At 71.4% G+C, this 23123-nt stretch carries 24 protein-coding genes and 1 CRISPR repeat array; of the genes, 14 read left to right on the forward strand and 10 right to left on the reverse strand.

Translation table 11 applies throughout. The annotated features are described in order from the left end of the window. Nucleotides 1-129: 129 nt before the first annotated feature. From FHX37_RS19770 to FHX37_RS19780, 3 genes are all read right to left on the reverse strand, one after another. Nucleotides 130-2490: a penicillin-binding protein gene (locus FHX37_RS19770; protein ID WP_141925704.1), complete on the reverse strand. Its 2361-nt coding sequence runs from the start codon at nt 2488-2490 to the stop codon at nt 130-132. Between the two features lie 227 nt (nt 2491-2717). Next, a complete protein-coding gene (locus FHX37_RS19775) occupies nt 2718-3878 on the reverse strand; it encodes an ArsA family ATPase (RefSeq protein ID WP_246062452.1) in 1161 nt (386 codons plus the stop codon). Further along, nucleotides 3875-4900, reverse strand: a complete 1026-nt coding sequence (locus FHX37_RS19780; protein ID WP_246062453.1) for an ArsA-related P-loop ATPase — start codon at nt 4898-4900, stop codon at nt 3875-3877. The genes FHX37_RS19775 and FHX37_RS19780 overlap by 4 nt, the downstream gene beginning before the upstream one ends. Before the next feature lie 68 nt (nt 4901-4968). Here FHX37_RS19780 and FHX37_RS19785 point away from each other — a divergent pair, with 68 nt between their 5' ends. From FHX37_RS19785 to FHX37_RS19800, 4 genes are all read left to right on the forward strand, one after another. After that, a complete protein-coding gene (locus FHX37_RS19785) occupies nt 4969-5142 on the forward strand; it encodes a DUF4177 domain-containing protein (RefSeq protein ID WP_141925705.1) in 174 nt (57 codons plus the stop codon). Between the two features lies 1 nt (nt 5143). After that, on the forward strand, nt 5144-5614 hold the full coding sequence (locus FHX37_RS19790) for a RidA family protein (protein ID WP_141925706.1): 471 nt from the start codon (nt 5144-5146) through the stop codon (nt 5612-5614). A gap of 81 nt (nt 5615-5695) precedes the next feature. Further along, nucleotides 5696-6490, forward strand: a complete 795-nt coding sequence (locus FHX37_RS19795) for an NUDIX hydrolase (RefSeq protein WP_141925707.1) — start codon at nt 5696-5698, stop codon at nt 6488-6490. Nucleotides 6491-6513: 23 nt separating this feature from the next. Next, nucleotides 6514-7314 carry an MBL fold metallo-hydrolase gene (locus tag FHX37_RS19800; RefSeq protein ID WP_141925708.1) on the forward strand — a complete coding sequence of 267 codons (801 nt, stop codon included), beginning with the start codon at nt 6514-6516 and terminating at the stop codon, nt 7312-7314. 25 nt (nt 7315-7339) lie between these two features. On the opposite strand, the gene FHX37_RS19805 is transcribed toward FHX37_RS19800, so the two are convergent. After that, nucleotides 7340-8023 carry a Crp/Fnr family transcriptional regulator gene (locus tag FHX37_RS19805; RefSeq protein ID WP_141925709.1) on the reverse strand — a complete coding sequence of 228 codons (684 nt, stop codon included), beginning with the start codon at nt 8021-8023 and terminating at the stop codon, nt 7340-7342. A gap of 267 nt (nt 8024-8290) precedes the next feature. Here FHX37_RS19805 and nth point away from each other — a divergent pair, with 267 nt between their 5' ends. The 3 genes from nth to FHX37_RS19820 are packed head-to-tail and all read left to right on the forward strand — an operon-like array spanning nt 8291 to nt 10934. Further along, a complete protein-coding gene (nth, locus tag FHX37_RS19810) occupies nt 8291-9052 on the forward strand; it encodes an endonuclease III (protein WP_141925710.1) in 762 nt (253 codons plus the stop codon). Further along, nucleotides 9049-9738, forward strand: coding sequence for an NUDIX hydrolase (locus FHX37_RS19815; protein ID WP_246062455.1), 690 nt, complete (start codon nt 9049-9051; stop codon nt 9736-9738). Before nth ends, FHX37_RS19815 begins: the two co-directional genes overlap by 4 nt. 5 nt (nt 9739-9743) lie before the next feature. Then, nucleotides 9744-10934, forward strand: coding sequence for a MarP family serine protease (locus FHX37_RS19820; RefSeq protein ID WP_141925864.1), 1191 nt, complete (start codon nt 9744-9746; stop codon nt 10932-10934). A 194-nt stretch (nt 10935-11128) separates the two neighbouring features. On the opposite strand, the gene FHX37_RS19825 is transcribed toward FHX37_RS19820, so the two are convergent. Together FHX37_RS19825 and FHX37_RS19830 are read right to left on the reverse strand one after the other, a co-directional pair. Next, a complete protein-coding gene (locus tag FHX37_RS19825) occupies nt 11129-11674 on the reverse strand; it encodes an ATP-binding protein (protein ID WP_141925711.1) in 546 nt (181 codons plus the stop codon). Nucleotides 11675-11692: 18 nt separating this feature from the next. Then, the gene (locus tag FHX37_RS19830) at nt 11693-12040 is read right to left on the reverse strand and encodes an STAS domain-containing protein (RefSeq protein ID WP_141925712.1); all 348 of its coding nucleotides are present in this window, start codon (nt 12038-12040) and stop codon (nt 11693-11695) included. Between the two features lie 275 nt (nt 12041-12315). On the opposite strand from FHX37_RS19830, the gene FHX37_RS19835 reads away from it, so the two are divergent. The 7 genes from FHX37_RS19835 to FHX37_RS19865 all read left to right on the forward strand — a co-directional run bounded on the left by FHX37_RS19835 (nt 12316) and on the right by FHX37_RS19865 (nt 18728). Then, nucleotides 12316-14535: a DEAD/DEAH box helicase gene (locus tag FHX37_RS19835; protein ID WP_141925713.1), complete on the forward strand. Its 2220-nt coding sequence runs from the start codon at nt 12316-12318 to the stop codon at nt 14533-14535. Between the two features lie 265 nt (nt 14536-14800). Next, nucleotides 14801-15380: direct repeats of the CRISPR family, unit length 29 nt; unit sequence ATGCTCCCCGCGCACGCGGGGATGGACCC. A gap of 434 nt (nt 15381-15814) precedes the next feature. Continuing rightward, nucleotides 15815-16048 (forward strand): hypothetical protein, encoded by a 234-nt coding sequence (locus FHX37_RS19840; RefSeq protein WP_141925714.1) that lies wholly within the window; start codon nt 15815-15817, stop codon nt 16046-16048. A 134-nt stretch (nt 16049-16182) separates the two neighbouring features. Beyond that, complete coding sequence (locus FHX37_RS19845) at nt 16183-16884, forward strand: hypothetical protein (RefSeq protein WP_246062456.1); 702 nt, start codon at nt 16183-16185, stop codon at nt 16882-16884. A 296-nt stretch (nt 16885-17180) separates the two neighbouring features. Then, nucleotides 17181-17318: a DUF4244 domain-containing protein gene (locus tag FHX37_RS19850; RefSeq protein WP_246062457.1), complete on the forward strand. Its 138-nt coding sequence runs from the start codon at nt 17181-17183 to the stop codon at nt 17316-17318. Between the two features lie 7 nt (nt 17319-17325). After that, nucleotides 17326-17646, forward strand: a complete 321-nt coding sequence (locus FHX37_RS19855) for a TadE family type IV pilus minor pilin (protein WP_246062458.1) — start codon at nt 17326-17328, stop codon at nt 17644-17646. Nucleotides 17647-17665: 19 nt separating this feature from the next. Beyond that, complete coding sequence (locus FHX37_RS19860) at nt 17666-18046, forward strand: Rv3654c family TadE-like protein (protein ID WP_246062459.1); 381 nt, start codon at nt 17666-17668, stop codon at nt 18044-18046. 28 nt (nt 18047-18074) lie between these two features. Further along, nucleotides 18075-18728: a hypothetical protein gene (locus tag FHX37_RS19865; RefSeq protein WP_141925717.1), complete on the forward strand. Its 654-nt coding sequence runs from the start codon at nt 18075-18077 to the stop codon at nt 18726-18728. Nucleotides 18729-18731: 3 nt separating this feature from the next. Here FHX37_RS19865 and FHX37_RS19870 read toward each other — a convergent pair whose 3' ends face one another. The 4 genes from FHX37_RS19870 to ssd are packed head-to-tail and all read right to left on the reverse strand — an operon-like array spanning nt 18732 to nt 22557. Further along, nucleotides 18732-19472: a type II secretion system F family protein gene (locus FHX37_RS19870; RefSeq protein ID WP_141925718.1), complete on the reverse strand. Its 741-nt coding sequence runs from the start codon at nt 19470-19472 to the stop codon at nt 18732-18734. 6 nt (nt 19473-19478) lie between these two features. Further along, a complete protein-coding gene (locus FHX37_RS19875) occupies nt 19479-20279 on the reverse strand; it encodes a type II secretion system F family protein (RefSeq protein ID WP_141925719.1) in 801 nt (266 codons plus the stop codon). Beyond that, entirely contained in the window at nt 20279-21469 is a 1191-nt protein-coding gene (locus FHX37_RS23315) for a TadA family conjugal transfer-associated ATPase (protein ID WP_141925720.1), read from the reverse strand. Before FHX37_RS23315 ends, FHX37_RS19875 begins: the two co-directional genes overlap by 1 nt. Further along, a complete protein-coding gene (gene ssd / locus FHX37_RS23320; RefSeq protein WP_141925721.1) occupies nt 21466-22557 on the reverse strand; it encodes a septum site-determining protein Ssd in 1092 nt (363 codons plus the stop codon). Before ssd ends, FHX37_RS23315 begins: the two co-directional genes overlap by 4 nt. Between the last annotated feature and the right edge of the window lie 566 nt (nt 22558-23123).

The following is a 23123-nucleotide window of genomic DNA, read 5'->3' on the forward strand; positions in this document are numbered from 1 at the left end:
GGGGGCGAGGTAGTTTCGGGCCCCGCCTGGCCGGGCCGCCAGGCGGGGCCGCGGGTCACGCGGCGGGGCAGCTGACCCCAGGGCTTGTTGTGTGGGCGCTCGTCCCGCTGCGCGTCCACACAACAGGTTCTAGCGGTTCCCGCCGCGGGGCGGGGGGAACTCCGCGGGCACGGTGCCGGGAGTGCGGCCCGGCTGCGGATCACCGCCGGCGGCGTCCCCGGAACCGTCGCTGAGGAAGACGTTGACGGTCGCGCCGTCGGGTAGCCCGGTGCCCGGGTCGGGGTTGACCGCGGCCACGGTTCCCTCCTCCTCCGAGGAGGAGATCCGTGTCCCCGACACGTTCGCCTCGAAACCGGCCTCCTCCAGCGCGGTGACGGCGTCCTCCTCCGGTCGGCCCACCACGTCGGGCACGCTGCCCTCGTTACTGGTGGGGCTGGCCTGGTTGTCCGCGGACGCCGACGTGAACTTGTCCGGAGCGGGCGGGAAGTCCTCCTCGGGGAGCTCCTCGGTGGCCTTCTCCATCGTGTCCCGCCAGATCGGTCCCGGGACGGTGGCGCCGTAGATCTGGTTGTAGTGCTCACCCCCGAGGGTGACGTCGCGCAGGGGGTACTGCTGCGGACCGCGCGGGTCGCCGACGAACACGGTGCCGGCGAGGTTGGGGGTGAACCCGGCGAACCAGGCGCTGGCGGCCCCGTCGGTGGTGCCGGTCTTGGCGGCCGCGGGGCGGCCGATCTCCATGCCATCGGTGGTGCCGCCGTCGAACGTCTGCTGGAGCAGGTGGCTCACCCCGTCGGCGACGTCCTTGTCGATGGCGCGTTCGCACTCGTTGTCGATCTTGATGGTCTCCCCGGCCTGCTGGTCGGTGATCGACGAGATGGCCTGGGGCTCGCAGCGGGTGCCGCCGGAGGCGAACGTGGCGTAGGCGTTGGCGACGGTCAGCGGCGACACCTCCTCACTGCCGAGGGTGAACGAGTTGTTCCCCTGGGTCTGCGGGTTGTCGAACGACTGGCCGTCGGCGCGGTGCACTCCCAGCTTCTCGGCCATCTTGATGACGTTGCACAGCCCCACATCCTTCTGCAGCTGCGCGAAGTAGGTGTTCACCGACCCCTGGGTCCCGGAGATCATGTCATGCTGCCCGCCGTCGCTCTCCGAGGAGTTCTTCACCGGCCACGGCGCGAGCTTGCCCCCCTCGCAGTTCCGCTGCCCGTTGACGGTGGTCCGACCGGGCGAGTCGAACGAGGTGGAGAAGCCCTTGCCCTTGTCCAGGGCCGCCGCCAGGGTGAACGCCTTGAACGTCGAACCGGCCTGGAAACCGTTACTGCCGCCCCGGGAGGCGTCCGTGGCGAAGTTCACCGAGGTCTGTCCGAGCTTCCCCTCGTCGGGGCCGTAGTCGCGGCTCTGGGCCATGGCGCGGATCTCGCCCGTCCCGGGCTCGATCAGGATCTCCGCGCCGACCTTCTTGGACTCGTTCTTGCGCGGAACCCACTCGTCCACCGCGTCCTGGGCCGCCTGCTGCATGTCGCCGTCGAGGGTGGTGTGGATCTCCAGCCCGGCGGTGCGCAGCCAGCGGGCGCGTTCGGTCTCGTTCTCCCCGAAGCGGTCGTTCTTCTCGATCTCCTGCACCACGTAGTCGCAGAAGAACGGCTGGTCGCTGGGCATACACCCGTTGCTGGGCTCGGTGACGTCCAGCTCCAGCTCCGTCTGTTTGGCCTTCTCGGCCTTCTCGGAGGAGATCATGTCGTTCTTCGCCATCCGGTCGAGGACGACGTTGCGCCGGTTGGTCGCGGCATCCGGGTTGGCGTCCGGGTTGTACAGGTAGGGGTAGCGGACGGTTCCGGCCAGCGTCGCGGCCTCCTCCAGGGAGAGGTCGGAGGCGCTCTTGTCGAAGAAGTGCTTCGCGGCCGACTCGACGCCGTAGGCGCCGTCGCCGAAGTAGGCGATGTTGAGGTAGCCCTCCAGGATCTCCTTCTTGCTCATCCGCTGTTCGATGCTGAGGGCGTAACGCAGCTCGCGCACCTTGCGGGCGATCGACGTCTCGCGGGCCTCCTCCTGCTCCGCCTGGGAGGTCGCGCTCTCCACCAGGACGTTCTTCACGTACTGCTGCGTGATGGAGGATCCGCCCTCGGTGTCGCCGCTGAGGGTGCGCAGGGCCGCCCGGAACGTTCCCGAGATGTCGATGCCGCCGTGTTCGTAGAAGCTCGAGTCCTCCATGGCGACGATGGCGTCCTGCATCACCGGCGCCATGCTGTCGAGCTCCACGAGCTCCCGGTTCTTGTCGTAGATCTCGGCTATGACGTCACCGTCGTTGTCGTAGATCACCGAGCGTTGCGGCGGAGGCGGGGTTTCCAGCTCGCTCGGCATGTTGAGGAAGTTCGTGGCGACGTTGCGGGCCGTGATGCCGACCCCGCCGACTGCCGGCAGCGCCAACGCTGCCACCAGCACCCCTGCGAGAGCCGCGACGCCGACCAGCTGACCGATTTTCTGTAACAATCTCCCCTGACCCACCCCATCAGAGTACGTGCGGCCGCCCGTGGGCCGACAGTGGCGAGTAACGCGTGCTTGCGGAGCGAGTGTGGCCCGTCTTCCGGGGTTTGCCCAACCCGCCGGGACCGGCCTGCTCGCTCCATCCTTTCATGGAAGACACTGGGGGAACGGCTGCGGTTGACACGGAACGTAGCTCCATGTCGCCTACGTGGGGGATCGTCCAGGATAACGGACTATGTCGTTGGCGGGTGGGCGAGGTCGGCGCCGATACCGCGCAACCCGGTGAGGTCGTGCACGTCCTCGGGACCCGCCGGAACCTCCGCCACCGGCACCGTCGGGTGGGTGGCCGCGAGGCGTTCCCGCAACCGCGTCTCGCGCTCCTGGACGGCCATGCGCTGGGCGTGCAGCCGCAGCGCCGCCTCGGCGAGCGGGTGCTCCCCGCTGTCCGCCAACCGCCGCGCGGCCTCCCGGGCGCGCTCCGCCGGAAGCCGCCGCGCCGTGGTGCGGTGCGTACGGTTCACGACGAGGCCGCCGAGCGGCATCCGGTCCTCGCCCAACCGGTCGATGAAGTGCGACGCCTCCCGCACGGTGTCGTCCTCCGGCGCTGTCACCACGAGGAAGGCGGTGCCCGGGGAGCGCAGCAGCTGGTAGGTGCGTTCGGCCCGCTCCCGGAACCCTCCGAAGACGGAGTCGAACGCTGTCATGAACGTCTGCACGTCCCTGAGGAGCTGCGCCCCCACGATCGAGCTGACGGCGGAGGTCACCGCGCCGACCCCCGCCCCGAGGAGCCGGAACGGTCCGCTTCTCCCGGGAGCGCTGAGCAGGGTGACGAGTTTGCTGTCGAGGAACCGGCCCAGGCGTTTCGGGGCGTCGAGGAAATCCAGGGCCGAGCGGCTCGGCGGGGTGTCCACCACGATCAGGTCCCAGTCCTGGGCCTGGTGCAGCTGTCCCAGCTTCTCCATCGCCATGTACTCCTGGGTTCCGGAGAAGCTCGACGAAAGCGACTGGTAGAAGGGGTTCGCCAGTATCTGGCGGGCCCGCTCCGGATCGGCGTGCGTCTGGACGACCTCGTCGAACGTGCGTTTCATGTCCAGGGTCATGGCGTGCAGGGTTCCGGCCGGTTCCCCGCTCTCGGCGGGCGGCAGCTCCACGCGCCGCGGCGTGTTGTCGAGCTCGGCCAACCCCATCGACTGCGCGAGACGTCGCGCCGGGTCCACGGTGATGACGACCGCGTGCCGTCCCCGGTCGGCGGCGCGCACGCCGAGAGCCGCCGCGGTGGTGGTCTTGCCCACCCCGCCCGAACCGCAGCACACGATTATGCGGGTCCGGGGGTCGTCGAGCAGCGCGTCCGTGTCGAAGGTGGGAGGGGTCACCTGCTGGGATCCGTGGTTCACACCGCCCCCTGGTTGCGGAGTTCGTCGGCCAGATGGTCCAGGGCCGCCCGGTCTATTCCCCCTTCGACGAGGGGGAGCTCGTAACGCGTCCGTCCGGACTCCCGCAGCTGGCGGCGTATCCCGTCCGCCACCCGGGTGTGGCGGGCGTGCCGGGCGGTCTCCCGCGCCAGCTCGTCCGCCAGCCGCTGTGTGTCGTCCAGGCCGGCGGCCTCCAGGCCCCGGGAGAGGATGTCGTGGTCCAGGCCGTCGGTCTCCGCGGTGCGCAGCGTGTCCGGATCGAACAGGGGAGGGCGGACCATGGTCGTTATGAGGGAGCCCGCGTTCAGGCCCACGCTCTCCAGCGCGCCGATCCCGTCCAGTGCCTCCCGGGCCGGCATCTCCTCCAGGGTGGTCGCGACGTGCACCGCGGTGGCCGGGGAGCGGAGGGTCGCGGTGACCGTGTCGGCGTGGTTGCGGATCGGCCCGTTCCGGGCGAGGCCCGCCACCTCCGCGCTGGCGTTGAGGAACCGGTTGATCCGGCCCGTGGGCGGGGCGTCCAGCACGACGGCGTGGTAGGCGAACGGGTCCTGCCCGGGATCTCCCCCCTTCCGGTCACGGCCGCTGCCGCGGGTGCGGCGCAGCGCCTCGGTGGCTTTCCCGGTGAGGAGCACGTCGCGCATGCCGGGTGCGATCGTGGTGGCGAAGTCCACCACCCCCATCCGGGAGAGGGCCGCGCCGGCCCGGCGCATCCCGTAGAAGAGTTCCAGGTACTCCAACAGGGCGGCCTCGGCGTCGACGGCCAGGGCGTACACCTCGCCCCCGTGCGGGGAGGCGGCGATCCTGCGCTCCTCGTACGGCAGGGGGGAGAGCCCCAGGAGCTGGGCGATGCCCTGGCGTTCCTCCACCTCGACCACGAGGACGCTTCTCCCCTCGGAAGCCAGTGCCAGCGCCAGGGAGACAGCCGTGGTGGTCTTACCGGTTCCTCCCTTGCCGGTGACGACGTGCAGCCGCACGTTCTGCCGGTCGTGATCGCGTTCGCCCACGCGAGGGAGTTTATGTCCGACGCCCGCCCCGGCGGCCAACCGACTGGCGAAGAATTAGGGTGGCGGTCATGACGAAGTGGGAGTACGCGACAGTGCCGCTGTTGTCGCACGCGACGAAACAGATTCTGGACAACTGGGGCGAGGATGGCTGGGAGCTGGTCTCCGTCATCCCCGGGCCCTCCGTGGACAACGACCCGCGCAACCAGCAGCTGGTGGCCTACATGAAGCGGGAGAAGGAGTGACATGGCCACTCCCGAGGAGCGCATCGCTGCGCTCGGGATGAGCGTTCCCGAGGTGGTGCCGCCGGTGGCCGCCTACGTTCCGGCGGTGCGCACCGGGGACCACGTCTACGTCTCGGGCCAGTTGCCGATGGTGGCGGGCGAACTCGCCGGCACCGGCAAACTCGGTGCCGAGGTGACCCTGGAACGGGGTAAGGAGCTCGCGTCGACCTGCGCCCTCAACGCCATAGCGGCGCTCAGGGCCGAGGTCGGGGAGCTGTCGCTCGTCAACCGGATCGTCAAGATCGTCGGCTTCGTGGCGAGCGACCCGTCGTTCCACAACCAGCCCCAGGTCCTCAACGGTGCCAGCGAGCTGGTCGGTGAGGTCTTCGGCGACGCCGGAGTGCACGCGCGCAGCGCTGTCGGGGTGGCGGCCCTGCCGCTTGACGCCCCGGTCGAGGTGGAGCTGGTCGCCGAAGCGGCCCGTTCCGAGTGACCCCGCGTCGGTCCCGGTAACCTGGCCCCGTGCCGCGGCGGCTGGCTGTCGCCGGGATCGACGCTCCCTGGAGGAGGTGACGTGCCGAACCCAGGTACCGGACCGGTCGAAGCCAAGGCCGCCGCGACCGTCATGCTGGTGCGCGACGGTGAGGCGTCCGGACACGGCGGGCTGGAGGTCTACCTGCTGCGCCGGGCCGCCTCCATGCCGTTCGCGCCGGGCGCCTACGCCTTTCCGGGCGGGCGGGTGGACGAACGCGACACCGAGCGCGGGATTCCCGTGACCGGTCCCGACACTCACCACTGGAGCGAGGAGCTGGGCGCCACCGAACCCATGGCCCAGGGGCTGGTCTGCGCCGCGGTGCGGGAGACGTTCGAGGAGTCGGGGGTCCTGCTCGCCGCGCGGCCGGGGGCGGAACCGGTCGCCGACACCAGCGGGCCCGACTGGGAGGAGGACCGCCACGCCCTCGTCGCGGGAACCCTGTCGTTCGCCCGGTTCCTGCGCGACCGCGGGCTGGTGGTGCGCGGGGACCTGCTGCGGTCGTGGGCGCGGTGGATCACGCCGCGTACGGAGCCGCGGCGCTACGACACCCGGTTCTTCGCCGCCGCGCTTCCCGCCGGGTGCGCCACCCGGGACGTGGGCGGGGAGGCGGACCGGGTCGCGTGGATGCCACCCGCCGAGGCGGTCGAACGGTGGCGCGCCGGGGAACTGAGCATGCTGCCGCCCACGGTGGCCGTGTGCGGGGAGCTGGCGGCGCACGGGTCGGTGCGTGCCATACTGCACGCCCGACGCGACGTTCGGCCGATCGAGCCCGAACTGCGCGACACCGGGGACCGGTGCCGGACCGCGCTCCCGGACAGTGTCGAGGAACCCTGAGGTTCCGGAGGGAAGAGTCCGCCATGCAGATCGACGGGTACGCCACCCGGCACGCGACGTGCGTGCTGTGCCCCAACCCCGGTCCCATGACGCTGGACGGCACCAACACCTGGGTGGTGCGCGACCCGGACACGGGCGACGCCGCGGTGGTCGACCCCGGGCCCCGGGACGAGGAGCACCTGCGGCGGGTCGCCCGCACCGCGGGCGAACGCCTCGCGGTGACCCTGGTCACCCACCACCACCCGGACCACACCGACGGGCTGCGGTACTTCCGCGAGCTCACCGGCGCCCCGGTGCGGGCCGTGGACGCCGCGCACTGCGACGGGGGAGCGGTGCTGCGGGACGGTGAGACGGTGCCGGTGGGCGGGCTGCGGCTGCGGGTACTGGCCACCCCCGGTCACACCTCGGACTCCGCGTGTTTCCACCTGCCCGAGGACGACGCCGTCCTCACCGGGGACACGGTGCTGGGCCGCGGCACCACCGTCCTCGCCGACAGCGCCGGCCTGGCGGGCTACATGCGTTCGCTGTACCGGCTGCGCGACCTCGTCGACAGCGCCGGCGTGAGCGTGCTGCTTCCGGGGCACGGGCCGGCCTGCAGCGAACCGTGGGCGAAACTCACGTCCTACGTCGAACACCGTGAGGAGCGGCTCTCCCAGGTCGCCGAGGCCGTGCGCGCTGGTGCGCGGGAACCCGCCGACGTGGTCGCACGCGTCTACACCGACCTCGATCCGCAGACGCGTCCCGCGGCCGAGTGGTCGGTGCGAGCCCAGCTGCGCTACCTGGCCGAGCGCGGCGACATCCCCGCCGCGGCGGGCGAGACCTGACCGCCCGCCGCCGTGCGCAGGGCGCTCACCTGGCCCGGCGGCGCACCCGTTCGATGTCGAGCAGGACTACGGCCTTGGCCTCGATCCGGATCCAGCCGCGCAGTGCGAACTCCGCGAGGGCCTTGTTGACGGTCTCCCGGGACGCGCCCACGAGCTGCGCCAGCTCCTCCTGGGTGAGGTCGTGGTGCACGTGCAGGCCGTCCTCGCCCTCCTTGCCGAACCGGTCGGCGAGGTCCAGGAGCTGCTTGGCGACCCGGCCCGGAACGTCGGTGAAGACCAGGTCGGACATGACGTCGTTGGTCCGCCGCATACGGGTCGCCAGAGCCTTGAGGAGCTGCAGCGACACCTGCGGCTGCGCCGCGATGAACGGCCGGAGGTCGGCGTGGCTCAGGCCCGCGAGCACGACGTCGGTGACGGCGATGGCGCTGGCCGTACGCGGCCGCGGGTCGAACAGGGAGAGCTCACCGAACATCTCGCTGGGACCGATCACGCTCAGCAGGTTCTCCCGGCCGTCGACGGCGGTCCGGGTCAGCTTGACCTTGCCGCTGAGGATCACGAACAGCCGGTCGCCCTCGTCCCCCTCGGAGAAGAGTGTCTGGCCCCGGCCAAGGCGTACCTCGCTCACTGAGGCGCGCAGCGCTGCGGCGCCCTCCTCGTCGAGCGCCTCGAAGAGAGGTGCCTTACGCAGCACCTCGTTGGTCTCGTCCACCACTTCCTCCTTGCAACCTGATCGTCAACAGTGTGACGTATATCGCACCCGAGTGTGAAACCAGGTCGTTACCTCGGCTTGTTGTCCGGGTGATCCCGACCCGCCACAGCCGACGTCAGCACCCCTGATCCTAGTTCCCACAACGCACCGGAGAGTGCCGACCCTGACAATTCCGACAGTTTTCGCAGTGCCGTGCGGGAACCGGTCGGTCCTGTGGAGCGGCCGCCGTGTTCGTGGTCGGTGCGCGGAAATACGTAGTCTTTGAGTGTGTCTGGTGACCTTTCTACTTCCTCCGCAACGCCTCCACACGACGACGGTTCCGCCGCCCCGGCGGACGAGTCGCGCACGGATCTCGTGCGACGCGCCCGTCGCATCAACCAGGAGCTGATCCGGTTGTATCCCGAGGCGCACTGTGAGCTTGATTTCACTAACCCGCTCGAACTACTGGTCGCTACGATCCTCTCCGCCCAGTGCACCGACAAACGCGTGAACGCGGTGACGCCGGCACTGTTCGCGCGGTACCGCTCGGCCGAGGACTACGCGGCCGCCGACCGGGCGGAACTGGAGGGAATCATCCGCTCGACCGGATTCTTCCGCTCCAAAGCCAACAACATCATCACCCTGGGCCACGAACTCTGCGTGCGACACGGCGGTGAGGTCCCGGACAACCTAGACGACCTGGTAAAACTACCAGGCGTAGGGCGCAAAACCGCTAACGTCGTCCTGGGCAACGCCTTCAATGTGCCGGGACTCACCGTCGACACGCACTTCGGGCGGCTCGTACGCCGGTTCGGGTGGACCGAGCAGACCGACCCGGTCAAGGTCGAACGGGAGATCGAGGAGCTCTTCCCGCCGGAGGACTGGACCATGCTGTCGCACCGGCTGATCTGGCACGGGCGGCGCGTCTGCCACTCCCGCCGGCCCGCCTGCGGCGCCTGCGAGCTGGCCCCCTGGTGCCCCTCCTACGGTGAGGGGCCCACCGACGAGACCGAGGCCGCCGGCCTCCTCCGGAACGGACCGTTCTCGTGAGCGGGACGGCAGGGGCCGGCTCCGGAACCGCACCGCCCGGCTGGGCACTGTCCCTGCTCGACGCCGCGCGCCGGGCACCGGTGCCGTCCGCCCTCAGCCCGCCCTCCCAGGGCGGGCGCCACTCCGCGGTCCTGATCCTGTTCGGACCGGGCGCCAGCGGCCCCGACATCCTGTTGATCCAACGCACGAACGGGCTGCGGCGGCACTCCGGACAACCCGCCTTCCCCGGCGGCCGGCTGGAGCCCACCGACAACGGGCCGGAGGACGCCGCCCTGCGGGAGGCCGCCGAGGAGACCGGACTGGACCCCTCCGGCGTCCGCGTCCTGGGGCGGCTCCCCGAGCTCTACATCCGACGCACCGCCTTCCGGGTGACCCCCGTGCTGGCCTGGTGGCACACCCCGTCGGAGGTGCGTCCCGCCGACCCCGCCGAGGTGTCGGGAGTCGCCCGCGTCCCGGTCGGCGAACTCGCCGCCCCGGCGAACCAGGTGCGGGTGCGCGAACCCGACGGCGGCATCCGGTTCGCCTACCGCGTCCGCGGGATGCTGGTGTGGGGGTTCACGGCCGCGATCCTGCGCCAGCTCCTCGAACTGGGCGGGTGGGACCAACCGCGGCTCCGTGACGGCACCGAGGGGGCGGAACCCGTCGTGGTGCTGCCGCAACGGCCACCGGACAACAGGGGGGCATGAACCTGATGGAGGGGCTCGTACTGGACCTGGTCCTCGTCATCCTGGCGCTGCTGTTCGCCGCCTCCGGGTACCGGCAGGGATTCATCGTCGGAGTACTGAGCTTCTCCGGTTTCCTCGGCGGAGGCGTCCTCGCCGCGATCGCCGCGCCGGGTGTGATCCAACGGTTCGTCACCGATCCCACCTACCAGGCGGTACTCGCGATCGCCGTCGTCTTCCTGTGCGCGGCCATGGGACAGTACCTCACCTCCTACCTCGGCGCCATGCTGCGCAACCGCGTCACGTGGAGCTCCGCGCGCGTGTTCGACGCGCTGGGCGGCGCGCTGGTCAACGTCGTCGCCATGCTCCTGGTGAGCTGGCTCGTCGGGAGCGCCGTGGCCAACTCCGCGTTTCCCGTCGTCACTCCGCAGGTGAACGAGTCGCGGGTGCTGCGGGCGGTCGACCGGGTGATGCCCGACTCCGCCGAGATGTGGTTCTCCACCTTCCGCAAGATCGTCGACCAGAGCTCCTTCCCGCAGGTGTTCAGCGGGCTCGGCACCGGCGAGCCGGCCGAGGTCAACCCGCCCGACCCGGACGCCCTCTCCACCCCCGAGATGCGCGAGGCGGGACAGAGCATCGTCAAGGTCCTGGGGACGGCACCGGAGTGCCAGCGGCGGGTGGAAGGTACCGGCTTCGTCTACGAGGACGGGCACGTCATGACGAACGCGCACGTCGTGGCCGGGGTCACCCAGAACCTGCGCGTCTCCACACGCTCCGGCCAGCAGCTGCCGGCCGACATCGTGCTGTTCGACCCGCAGCAGGACATCGCCGTGCTGAACGTGCCCGACCTCGAACTCGACCCCCTCGAGTTCGACACCGAGGCCCGCAAGGGCGACGACGCCGTCGTCGCCGGCTTCCCCCGGAACAACGGCTTCACCGTGGTCCCGGCACGGGTGCGCGCGGAGCAGACCGCGCAGGGCCCCGACTTCTACCACTCGCAGCAGGTCAGCAGGGAGATCTACCAGGTGCGGGCCGAGGTGCGCCCCGGGAACTCGGGAGGTCCGCTGCTGTCACCCGACGGAACCGTCTACGGGGTCGTGTTCGCGGCGGCGACCAACGAGGACCAGACCGGCTACGTCCTCACCGCCGACGAGGTGGCCGACAACGCCGCCGAGGGGGCCGACGCGACCGAACCGGTCTCCCCGGGGGAGTGCGAGTGACCGCCGGGAGTACCCGAACGGCCGCCGCCCGGGAAGAGCGGTAGGTGGGGAGCCGTGCCGTCCGCGACGACCGGTGCCGACACGGGAAGGCGCTCCCGGAGGGCCAACCGGAGACGGGCGGGCCGCAGAGGACCCTGGACACGACTTCTGCGGGGCGCCTCCATCGTCCCTGAAGGCGCCCCCGCGTGGGAGACTCAGCCGACGAGTTCGGTGTCCTCCGCGTCGGCGTTCCCCAGAGGCCAGCTCATCCGGACCACGGTGCCGTGCTCGTTCGGCTCGATGCTGACGTCGTCGGCCAACCCGGCGATCACAGCGAGCCCCACCTCGGGGGAGAGGCCTGACACGCCGCCCGGGGGCGTCTGTTCGTCCATGTAGATACTGGCGCCTTCGGAGATGTGCGGGGGCACCGTCGAACTCGGCTCCTCGACCGGCGCCTGGTCCGAGACGACGACCTCGAAACGCTGGGCGGCTTGCCCGTTGTTCGACGCCGTCCCGTTGGTCTGGTCCGCTTCGGGGGGACGTGACTCGGCGCTGTCGATCAACTCCAACCGGATCGACTGGTCGGGGCAGTGCGCGCGGTGTGCCTCCACCGCACGCGAACACGCCTCACCAACCGCCAGCCGGACTTCGTCGAGGATGGATTCGGCGATGCCGGCACGCCGTGCCACGGCCGTGGCCATAAGCCGGGCCGTGCGTACGTGCGCGGGAAGCGCACTGATCGTGAGCTGGACACGTGCCATCGTTCGCTCGTTACGTCGCTATTTGGACTGCCGCTTGTCGATCGCTTCCTGGATCGACTCGTAAATACCGAAAACCTTGGTCAGCCCGGTGATCCTGAAGATCTTCAGAATGCGCTCCTGCGTGCAGACGAGGTCGAGGGTGCCGTCGTGCGCGCGGACGCGCTTCAGACCGCCAACGAGCACCCCGAGACCCGTCGAGTCGAGGAACTCCACCTTCTCCATGTTCACGACGAGGTGGAAGTTGCCTTTGTTCACAAGATCGATCAGGAGCTCGCGCAACCGTGGTGCGGTATAGACGTCGATCTCGCCCTCAACGACGACGATCTCGGTGTCGCCTTCGGTGTAATGGTCAAGCTTCAAATCCACGAGTCCTCCAACGCCGTACCGCGATAAACCGCGAGTGATCTTTGCCGGGCGTTACCCCGCAGGGCGGCATTCAACCACGTCTGCCCGTGGTGCCGTCCCGCCTACACAAGAAACCACGCCACCGAGCGTCTCTTCCCCCACCTGCGACACTGAAACCGGCACCGTGGCAGGTGCCGCCTCCTGTGTTGTGCGACCCCCGATGAGGAGGGCATTGCGTGAGCGGGTGGGACTCGACACCGCAGCGTTCGTGGCGTGACCATATCCGGAACGCGAGAGTGACACATGTCGAACGGCTTCCCCGCAGCCGCGGTACGACCGAAAACTGGCCGGAATGGGTGCCCTCCTTCGTGCCGGAGCGGCTCGCCGGTCTGGGGATCACGCTCCCGTGGTCCCACCAGGTCACCGCAGCGGACCTCGCGCGTTCCGGTAACAATGTGATCATAGCCACCGGCACGGCGTCGGGGAAATCGCTGGCTTTCCTGCTGCCGGCCGCCGAGGCCGTCGACAGCGGGCGGACCGTGCTGTATCTCTCCCCCTCCAAGGCCCTGGCGGCCGACCAGCGGCGGTTCCTGGAGGAGCTCGACCTGCCCGGAATGCGCGCGGCGACCTACGACGGGGACACCCCCGCGGAGCAGCGCTCCTGGATACGCGCGCACGCCAACTACGTGCTCACCAACCCGGACATGCTGCACCACTCCCTCCTGGCCCAGCACTCCCGCTGGTCGGGGTTCCTGCGGCGGCTGAGCTACGTCGTGGTCGACGAGGCCCACTACTACCGGGGCGTGTTCGGCTCCCACGTGGCACAGATCATCCGACGGCTGCGCCGACTCTGCGCGCGCTACCGCTCCGAACCCACCTTCGTCCTGGCCTCGGCCACCACCGGCACGCCGGAGGAGAGCGCGGCCGACCTCGTCGGCCTGCCCGTGCGCGCTGTCAGCGCGGACACCTCCCCGCGCCCCGCGCTGAGCTTCGCCCTGGTGGAACCGGAACTCACCGGACAGACCGGCGAGAACGGGGCGCCACTGCGGCGCGCCGCCACCGCGGAGGCCGCGGACATCCTCGCCGGGCTGGTGGGTGACGGTGTCCACACCCTGGCCTTCGTCCGGTCGCGCCAGTCCGCCGAGGTGACGGCCCGCACCTCCCAGCGTCTCCTGGCCAACACCGGCGTCGCCGATCCGGCCCGGAAGGTGGCCGCCTACCGGGCCGGATACCTCGCCGAGGACCGACGAGAGCTGGAGGAGGAGCTGCGCAGCGGGGAACTGGTGGGCCTGGCCACCACCAGCGCGCTGGAACTCGGCGTGGACGTCACGGGGCTGGACGCCGTCCTGATCGCCGGCTGGCCCGGAACCCGGGCCTCCCTGTGGCAGCAGGCGGGCCGCGCCGGACGCGGCGGCGGGGACGCGCTCGCCGTGTTCATCGCGCGCGACGACCCGCTGGACACCTACCTGGTCCACAACCCGGAGGCGACCCTCGGCCGTTGTGTCGAAGCGACGGTACTCGACCCGGACAACCCCTACGTCCTGGCGCCGCACCTGTGCGCCGCGGCCTCCGAGCTTCCGCTGACCGACGCGGACCTCACCCTGTTCGGTCCCCAGGCCGAGACCGTGGTCGCGGATCTGGTGGACCGGAAATGGCTCCGTCGTCGACCACGCGGCTGGTTCTGGACACACAACGAACGCGCCAGTGGCATGACCGATATCCGGGGCACCGGTGGGTCGCAGGTGCAGATCGTGGACGCCGCCACCGGACAGCTCCTCGGGACGGTGGACGAGGCCGCCGCGCACGGGAGTGTGCACGACGGCGCGGTCTACCTGCACCAGGAGGCCACCTACGTGGTGGACCGCCTCGACGTGGACGACGGGGTCGCCCTGGTGCGCCCGGCGGCTCCCGAGTACACCACCTGGTCGCGGGAGACGACCGAGATCAGTATCCGCGGCACCAGCCACCAGCAGCGGTGGGACAGCGCCACGGTCCACGTGGGCGATGTGGAGGTCGCCCGGCAGGTGGTGGGTTTCCTCAAACGCGATGTCCGGACCGGTGCGGTGCTGGGCGAGCAGCGCCTCGACCTGCCCCAGCGCACCCTGGTGTCGCGCGCGGTGTGGTGGACGCTGGACGCCGAGGCGACCGAGCGGCTGCGCGCCGAGGGGGTGGAGCTTCGGGGGGCGGCGCACGCGGCCGAGCACGCCGCGATCGGTCTGCTCCCGCTGTTCGCCACGTGCGACCGGTGGGACATCGGCGGGGTGTCCACGGCGTTGCACCCGGACACCGGTCTGCTGACCGTGTTCGTCTACGACGGGCACCAGGGCGGAGCCGGGTTCGCCGAACGTGGCTACAACGCCGCGGCGGACTGGCTGCGTGCCACGCGCGACGCCGTGGCCGAGTGCGCCTGCCCCACGGGCTGCCCCTCCTGCGTCCAGTCGCCGAAGTGCGGGAACGGCAACGAACCGCTGAGCAAGGCCGGTGCGTTGCGGCTGCTGGACACACTGCTCGGCTAGGCGGTGCCTTCCGGAACGCCGCGGAGCGGGCCGTCTCCGTCCGGGTCGGGTGCCCTGGTCCCGCTCGTTCCGGAACACGGTTGGGAAGGGGAGGGGTGGCAGGCTGGAGGAGTGCGGCGCCGGCTGGAGAGGGAGGTGGTCCGGATCGGGCCATGTCGTGGGAGGGGTTATCGCGGTGTGGTCAAGGGTTTTGTCCGTAATGCCCGTATATCAAGAAGTTGCACACACAGGGGTGCGCGTCGAGTAAAGTCCCAGGTCGATGAGGATGCTCCCCGCGCACGCGGGGATGGACCCTGCATGAGCGCCGCGACCGCGCGACCCAGCGCATGCTCCCCGCGCACGCGGGGATGGACCCTCCATCGAAATCGATAGCGATGGTTCCACCGAATGCTCCCCGCGCACGCGGGGATGGACCCGGCTCCTCCAAGGTCGGCATGGCGTCGACCTCATGCTCCCCGCGCACGCGGGGATGGACCCTCTGACGAGAACGGGAGCAACACCGACCACATATGCTCCCCGCGCACGCGGGGATGGACCCTGGGGCGACCCGGCCGACTGGTCCCTGCACAAATGCTCCCCGCGCACGCGGGGATGGACCCGAGTTTGCCACCATCATGGGAACGGTACTCATGATGCTCCCCGCGCACGCGGGGATGGACCCGGTCCATCAACGGCATCGTGAAACCCCACTCCATGCTCCCCGCGCACGCGGGGATGGACCCCGGGGCGCGCTCGCGGCGCTGCCTCCCTCCTCATGACTCCCCGCGCACGCGGGGATGGGCCCCCAGGCCCAGTTGTCGTAGGCGTAGTTCGCCGATGCTCCCCGCGCACGCGGGGATGATCCGGGTTGGCCATAGGTCGGGGATGCTTACGGCTCCCTACCCTTCCGCGCGCCTGCTGTGTCCACCCGCCGCTGATCGCGTCATGGTCGCGCTCCTCCCCGAGGGAAACCCCCGACACACGCTGCCCGCCTCTGTTTCGGGCGCTGTGTGTCTGCCTGCTGCATGGGCGCCGCGCCGTCCCCACAGCAGCCCCGAAGGCAGGCCGGGAGTGAAGGTATCCGCGCGGATTCAGCGGGGAATCCCGTCACTATAACTACTCAGAGTAGTTGGCGAGTGCTTCGTTTTGAAGGAATGCTGGTAGTTCTTTCCAGGAAATGTCCGGTTTCGTGATCCTTGGATAAAAATCATCCCATTACTCAGAGTGTCTGCTCCGTGTTCGTGTGGTGGCGCGGCCAGGGTGGGGTCGGAAATGCAGGCGAACGAGAAAAGGGGAGATCATGCGAAACGAGCTCACGCGCGCGTCCGTCGTCACCGTGGCCCTGGGGGCTGCTGTCCTGGTCGGCCCACTGGCCGCGCCCGCCGCCGCCGTGGTCGATCCCAACGACCTCGTTGTGGTTAATGACGACGACCTCGTTGATGTTGATGACACGCTCAACAACATCAGCACCAACGTCCTCGGCGTCCAAGCTGACGACAACAATCTCGCGCTCCTGACGAGCCTGGGACAGTAGTCTCTTTAGCGCGACGGCCGCGGATCGTTCCGGCCGGCCATGGGCGGAACGATCCGCTGACGGGAAACGGCCGTCGCCGGGCCTGTTCGGCACCGCCGAGAGCATGACACGGTGAGCACCCGCCCAGTCCGGTCGTGAACCTCGTGGAGGTGTTCGTGGGGCGCCGTCGCGTGGTGCTCGTCGCTCTGGTTCTGCTCGTCGGCGGTGCCGCTGTCGGCCTGGCGTCGGTGGGCGCTGACCGGGTTCCGTACACGGCGCGGGAGTCCGGGACACAACACCATACGCTGCTCGCCCTGCTCTACTTCGCGCTGGTCACGCTGGTCGACACCTACCTCGGATGGTGCACGGTCCCGGTCCTGCTGAGCTACTGGTCCGCGCGCTCGGCGAAGGGGGCAGCGGGGATCGGCGCGGCGTTCGCGCTGGTGGCGCTCACCGTCTACGCCCTCGGGGAGTACCTCACGCAGGTGTTCGATTCCGGGGAGCGGGCGACTCGTTACCCCGGGCCGGACGATCCGCCGGTTCCCGATCCCAGCATGCTGGACACCGCGATGTGGATAGTTCTGTCCCCGATGCTCCCGACGGCCGTGGTCGGGGCCGTTCTCGTTGCCATCGCCGGCTACCACGCCCGGTGGCGTCCGCCGATGCTGCTGGTGCTGGCCGCCGCGGCCGTGGTGGACCTGCGGCGGCGCGCGGACACCCCCTGGCTGAGCGTCGCCAACGGCCTTCCGAACGCGCTGCTGGCCGCGGTGGGGATCGCGGTGGTCGTCGGGACGGTGGCCGTGGCGTTCCGGACACACCGCGGCCCTCGGGCCGCGAACTCCGACGAGCCGGTGTAGTCCGCGTCCGGACGTACCGCAGCGCTGTGCGCTCGTCGCGCGGAACCACCACGCCTCCGGAACGCAGCGGGGCCGTTCCGGCCAGGGGCGTGGTGGCGGACTCGCCGTGCGGTGCGTCCACAGGGTGTGGGTGGACTCTTCCGGTTCCGGGGCGGTGCGGAGAGTCTGAGGGCACAGTGCCCGGTTACCGGGACGCGACGCCACCCACTCCGCCGGAGGTTGCCATGACACCGCCCCGCACCCCCGCTCGCGGCGGGCCGTGTGCGCCCGCCCCTTCCCGTCGCCGCGACGACGGTATGAGCACCGCCGAGTACGCCGTCGGCACGGCTGCCGCCGTCGCCTTCGCCGCCGTACTGTTCACGATCCTGACCAGCGACGACATCCGGGCGGAGCTCACCCGGATCATCATCGATGCGCTGCGCACCGCGGAGTGACCGCGCCATGGTCACCGCCGAGACCGCCGTTGCGCTGCCGTCCCTGATGCTGGTGCTGGGTATCGCTCTCGCCGCCTTGACCGCCGCCTCCACCCACATCGCGTGCGTGGACGCCGCGCGTCTGGGCGCGCGAGCGCTGGCGCGGGGGGACAGCGACCGTGCGGCCCGTGCCGTCGCCGCCGACGCCGCCCCGGACAACGCCGGGATCGCGCTCTCCGAAACCGACGGGTTCGTCCGGGTGGCCGTGCGCGCGTCCGTCCGGTTGGGCCCTGCGGGGGCGCTTCCCCTCAGAGTCAGCGACACCGCCACCACCCGGGTCGAACCGTGAGAGCCGGGAGGAGATACCCGTGACCGGACCGCTGAACCGAGCCACAGCGGCATCCGGCGGCGGAGCGGATTCCGGGTCCGGAACCGTGTGGGTACTGGCCCTGTGCCTCGTGCTCTGGTGCTGCGCCGCCGCCGTGCTGGTCGTGACCAGCGTCCGCGCCGACCGGCACCAGGCCGCTGCCGCGGCCGACCTGGCGGCGCTGGCGGCCGCCCACCGCGTCGACGGCGGCCCTCAGGGCGTCTGCTCCACCGCCCGCGACACGGCCGAGGCCAACGGTGCCCGACTGGCGGAGTGCACCCGCCGCGGACGCACCGTCACCGTGGAAACCCGCATGCCGACCCCGGTGTGGCCGGGCGAGGTGCGGGCCCGCTCCCGTGCTGGTCCCAGCCGACTGGAGTAGCGCGCGTCCCCGCGAGGTTGGAGTGCCGATGCTGACCCCGTGCTTTTCCCCTGTCCCCCTCACCCTCGTCGTGTTCTGCGCTGTCCTCGCCCTCCGGGCCGCGCCCCAGGAGGCCGGCACCGTCCCGCCCGGACCGGAACCGTCCGCGCCCGCGGCCACCCCCTCCGCTGCCGCTCCGTCCGAGCCGACGCCCGCTCCGCAAACCTCCCCCGGCACCGGACCGCAGGAGCCCCCCGCCCCCCTTCCACAGCCTGGGGAGGAGCCGGTGCGGACGCTGGTGGAACGGGAACCCCCGCCGCCGGCTCCTCCCCAACCGCCACGGGAGGAACGGGAAACAGCACCCTCCGCCACTCCCTCCCACGACGCCGCCCCCTCGCCCTCCCCGACGGGCCCTACCCGCACCGCCCCGAGTGCCTCCGCCTCGGGCGGCGCGGCCCCGTCGCCGCCACGGCCCCAGGTACCGGAACAACCTCCGGTACCCTCCCCCTCCCACGCGTCCGACGCCCGGAAAGCGGGCGGCTCCGAACCGCGGCGGCCCTCCTCACCCACCCAACGCGCCGTGGGAACCGCGGCGACGGTGGTACTGGCGGTGCTGGCGGCGGGGACCCTGGCGTTGCGTCTCAGCGTCGGCTGGCCGCGTTTCCCGCCGCGGTACCGGGGACGCCGCAGGTCCGCACGGTGACCCTCACCCCGGCGCGACCCCGACCAGCAGACCCGCGGCGAGCGGGACGACACCGATGAGGACGAACGCGGGAAGGAAACACACCCCCAACGGGGCCACCACCCACACACCGACCCGCTGGGTGTGGGCGTGCGCCCGCGTCCGCGCGTCGCTGCGCAGCTCCGCGGAGTAGCGTTCCAGAACGTCGGCGGCCGGAGCCCCCGTCTCCGCCGCCCGGGCGAACGCCCGGCCGACCGCGGCCAGCTCCGCCGGGCCGTCCACCTGTTCCCACGCCGCGGCCGGTTCCTCCCCCAACCGCAGGCGCCGGGCCACACCCTCCAGGGCGGAACCGAGCGGCCCCTCCACCGCCTCCCCTACCGCGGCCACCACCCCGAGCGTCGTCCCGCCCGCCCGCAACCCCGCGACGAGCAGGTCCACGACGAGCGGAACCCCCGCGGCGATCCGGGCGTGTCCGCGCCGGCCGTTCCCCCGGTTCCGTCGCCCCGCCCACCACCACAGCACGAACCCCGGGAGGGCACCCGCCACGGCGCCCGGCAGCGGACCGAGGAGCACAGCGAGCGCAACGGGAGGGACACACGCCACGACCACACGGACCGTGCCCGCCGAACGGAACCGCCGTAGTCCCGGCCGCCTCCGGTCCAACAGCGCGGCGAGCCGGGCACGGCCGGTAGGCCCACCGGCGGCGGTGAGCAACCACACCGCCGCCGTACCCAGCGCGACGACAGCGATCTCCAGCACGGTCATCGGGACTCACCCCGGGTCGACAGCGGTCAGAGCGCGGCGTGCCATCCGGTTGATCCAGCACACCCCCGCCACGTTCAGGGCGGCCCCACCGAGGAGGCACCCCCACCCCGCCGGGGTAGTGAACAGGAACGCCACGGGGGAGGCCCCCACGAGGGCCGCCATCACGACCCCGGCGCCGGGCAGCACACTCAGCAGCAGAGCGGTGCTGCGCGGCCCGGCCAACTGGGCGGAGAACTCCCGGCGCTGCGCCTCGTCGCGCGCGAGACTGTCGGCCAACCGTTCGACCACCCCGGCGAGCCCCGCTCCGGTGTCGGAGGAGACCCGCCAACAGGCGGCCAGGTAACCCAGTCCCGCGCTGCCGGACCGGTGCGCCATCGTTCCCAGCGTCAGGGTGAGGTCCTCACCCGGCCAGGCGACGTTGGCCAACGGCGCGAACTCGGCGGCCACCACCGGGTCGATGCGGGAAACACTCGACGCGAGCGCCTCCGCGGGAGTACGGCCGGCGCGCAGCTCGGCGGCGAGGATCCGGCACAGTTCGACGACCGCGCGCTGCCGGCGCCCGCGGCCGCGGCCGGAGACGGCGTCGAACCACGCGCCGGCGCGTTCCCGGAGCTCTCCCGCACGGTGGCGCGCCGCCGTGCGCCACCGCACCGTTCCCCTCCCCGGTGCCAGTGTCCGCAACCGCCACACCGACGGGGGCGGCACCGCGCCGGACAGCGCCCACCCGAGGAGCCCGACCGCCACCAGCCACCCGGCGCGCGCGGCGAGCCAGTGCGTCTCCCCGGGAAGGAGGTCCGGGAAAGGCATCACACCTCCCCGGGGGACGGGTGCCACGCGCGGCCCAACCGGGCGGCGAGCTCCTCGGCCCCCTCCCGCTCGGTGACGCCCCCGTCGGGATGGAAGCTGACGGCGGGCACCACCCGCACCATCCCGGAACCGTCCTGCCGCAGGACGCACACCTCGGCTACCCTCCGGACACCACCGGCATCCCGCACCAGGTGCACCACGAGCACCCGGGTGGCGGCGAGCTGGCTGTGCGCCGCCGTGCGGCTGAGCCCGGCGGCGCACGCCAGAGCCTCGACCCGGGCCGGCAGGTCCTGGGCCGTGTTGGCGTGCACCGTTCCGGCTCCGCCCTCGTGCCCGGTGTTCAGGGCCCCCAGCAGTTCCGACACCTCGGCTCCGCGCGCCTCTCCCACCACCAGACGGTCGGGGCGCATCCGCAACGCCTGCCGCACCAGCTGGCCCATGCTCACCTCGCCGGTTCCCTCGATGTTGGGCGGTCGCGCCTGCAACCGGACGACGTGCGGGTGTTCCGGGCGCAGCTCCGCGGAGTCCTCCACGAGCAGGATCCGTTCGCGCTGGTCCACCAGGGACAGCAGCGCGGAAAGGAGGGTGCTCTTTCCCGTCCCGGTGCCGCCGCAGATCAGGAACGCCGACCGGGAAGCCACGAGCGCCCGCAACAACCGGGCGCCGCTGGCCGGGAGCCCGCCGCCGTCCACGAGTTCGGCGAGGGAGAACACGCGCCGTCGCCCCAGGCGCAGCGACAGGCACGTCCCCTCCGGTGCGACGGGAGGCAGCACGGCGTGGAACCGCGCCCCGGACGGCAGCCGAGCGTCCACCCACGGGGCCGCGGCGTCGAGCCGGCGCCCCGCCTGGGCGGCCAGCCGCTGGGCGAGCCTGCGCACCGCGTCCTCGCCGGGGAAACTGACCTCGCTGCGGCGCAGTCCGTGTGCGTCCTCGACCCACACCTCCGAGGGACCGTTGACGAGGACGTCGGTGGTCCCGGGATCGCCGAGGAGGGGGTCGAGCGGTCCGGTTCCGGCGAGTTCGGCGCGCAGCGAGCGGACGATCGCGAGGACCTCGGCGTCCCCGAGCACATCCCCCTCGGCGCGCAGTGCCGCCGCCACCCGGGCCGGTGTCGGTTCGGCACCGTCCCGCGCCAGCCGCGCGCGCACCGCCTCCAGCAGTTCGGGGGAGGGAGGAGCGGCCCCGTTCACTGCGGCACCTCGCTGTCGCCGTGTTCGGCACGTATCCGGGACACGAACGTGTCGGCGAACCGGGAGAGCGGGGTTCTCCCTCCGCAGGCCGGCGGGTCGCCGCGGTCCAGAGTGCGCGCCAGCCCGGGTTCGGCTGGTATGTCTCCCGCCAACGGGAGTCCGAGGGCGTGGCGCACGGTATCCGCGGGGAAGTCGCAGGAACTGGACCGGCAGGCGACGCGCAGGTCGCGGGCGTGCTTCCGCGCCCGCGCCGCGGCGCGCCGCGCTGCCATCACCGCGTGCAGCTCCGCGGGGACGACGAGGAGTGCGACGGTGCTGCGCCGCAGTGCCTCCTCCGCCGCGGCGTCCGGGTCGCGGGGGAGGTCCAGCACCACCAGGTCCGAGCCCCGGCTGGCCGAGGAGAGGACGGCGCGCATCGCTGGCACCGGGACGGGGGTTGCGGGGCCGTGCTCCCACGTGAGCAGGGTGATGCCGCCAGGAGCGGGAAGGGTGTCGCGCAGGGCGGGCCAGCTCATCCGACCCTCCCGGGACGTGAGGTCGTTCCAGCGCGTTCCCGGTGTCCTCTCGTGGCCGAGCAGCAGGTCCAGCCCGCCGCCGAGCGGGTCGGCGTCGATGAGCGCGGTGCGTGCTCCGGCGCGTTGGCCGGCATGGGCCAGGGCGACCGAGAGCAGGCTCGCTCCCGCTCCGCCGCGGCCGCCGAGGACCGCCACCGTCAGGGAGGAGCGGGAACGGGGTTGGGTGGCGTCGGCGAGGAGGTCGACCAGGGTGCCCTCGTCGTCGGGCAGCGCGAGGAGGGTGCGGGCCCCGATCCGGAGCGCCGCGTTGGCCAGCGCCTGGTCGTGTTGCGGTTGGTGGTCGGTTTCCCTGCTGACGGTGATGATGTTCGGGTGCGGGTCGGGGCGGAGCTCGGCGAGCTCGGGCAGGAGGTCCGTTCCCGCGATGACGAGCGGGGCCTGTGTCCAGTCGCGTGCGGCGTGCGGCGTCGTGTGCGCGACCGTGACGTCGACGGCGGCGGTCGCGGCCAACCGGAGCAGGTCGTCGAGGAGTTCGGCGTCGTCGGTGACGAGCAGCGGGCGCGGTGCGTCCATGGAGCCTCCCAGCGCGTGGCGTCGGTGTCTCCATGGTCGGAGGCTCGGGCCTCTGGGGGAAGCCGGGTTCGCTGGTTGTGGACGGTCACGTCACGGAAAAGGCGACGGCCCCCGCCGGGGGGATAGCGGGGGCCGTCGCGCGGTCCGGCTCCGGGGGGGTAGAGCCGGTTCCGCTTTCCGGGAAAGATCGTGTGGGTGTGCCGGGCCGTCGTACGGGAGGTCGGAACACGCTCCATCCTCGGAGCGACGTGTGTCCCGAACCGTGCTCGGGATTCGGACGGGGGCGTCCGCGCGGGACATTCCCTATCCGGATCCGGAGAGGGTGAACGGGGAAAAGGAAGCTGTCATAACGACCACCGAAGGCGCCGGAGCGGAAGTAACATATTCGATACGTAATGTTACCATAAAGCCTTGCCCGGGCGAAGGTGAAATCCTGTTTCGGCGCCCTGCCGCGCCCTTTTCCGCACCGGGTCTCTGGGGTAGAAAGAAACCAGAGGGTGGATATGCCCACCGCACACGGTATCCGGGTACCCACGCGTTACCAAGCCGTAATGGGCTAGCCCGCA

Source organism: Haloactinospora alba (assembly GCF_006717075.1).
GTDB lineage: Bacteria > Actinomycetota > Actinomycetes > Streptosporangiales > Streptosporangiaceae > Haloactinospora > Haloactinospora alba.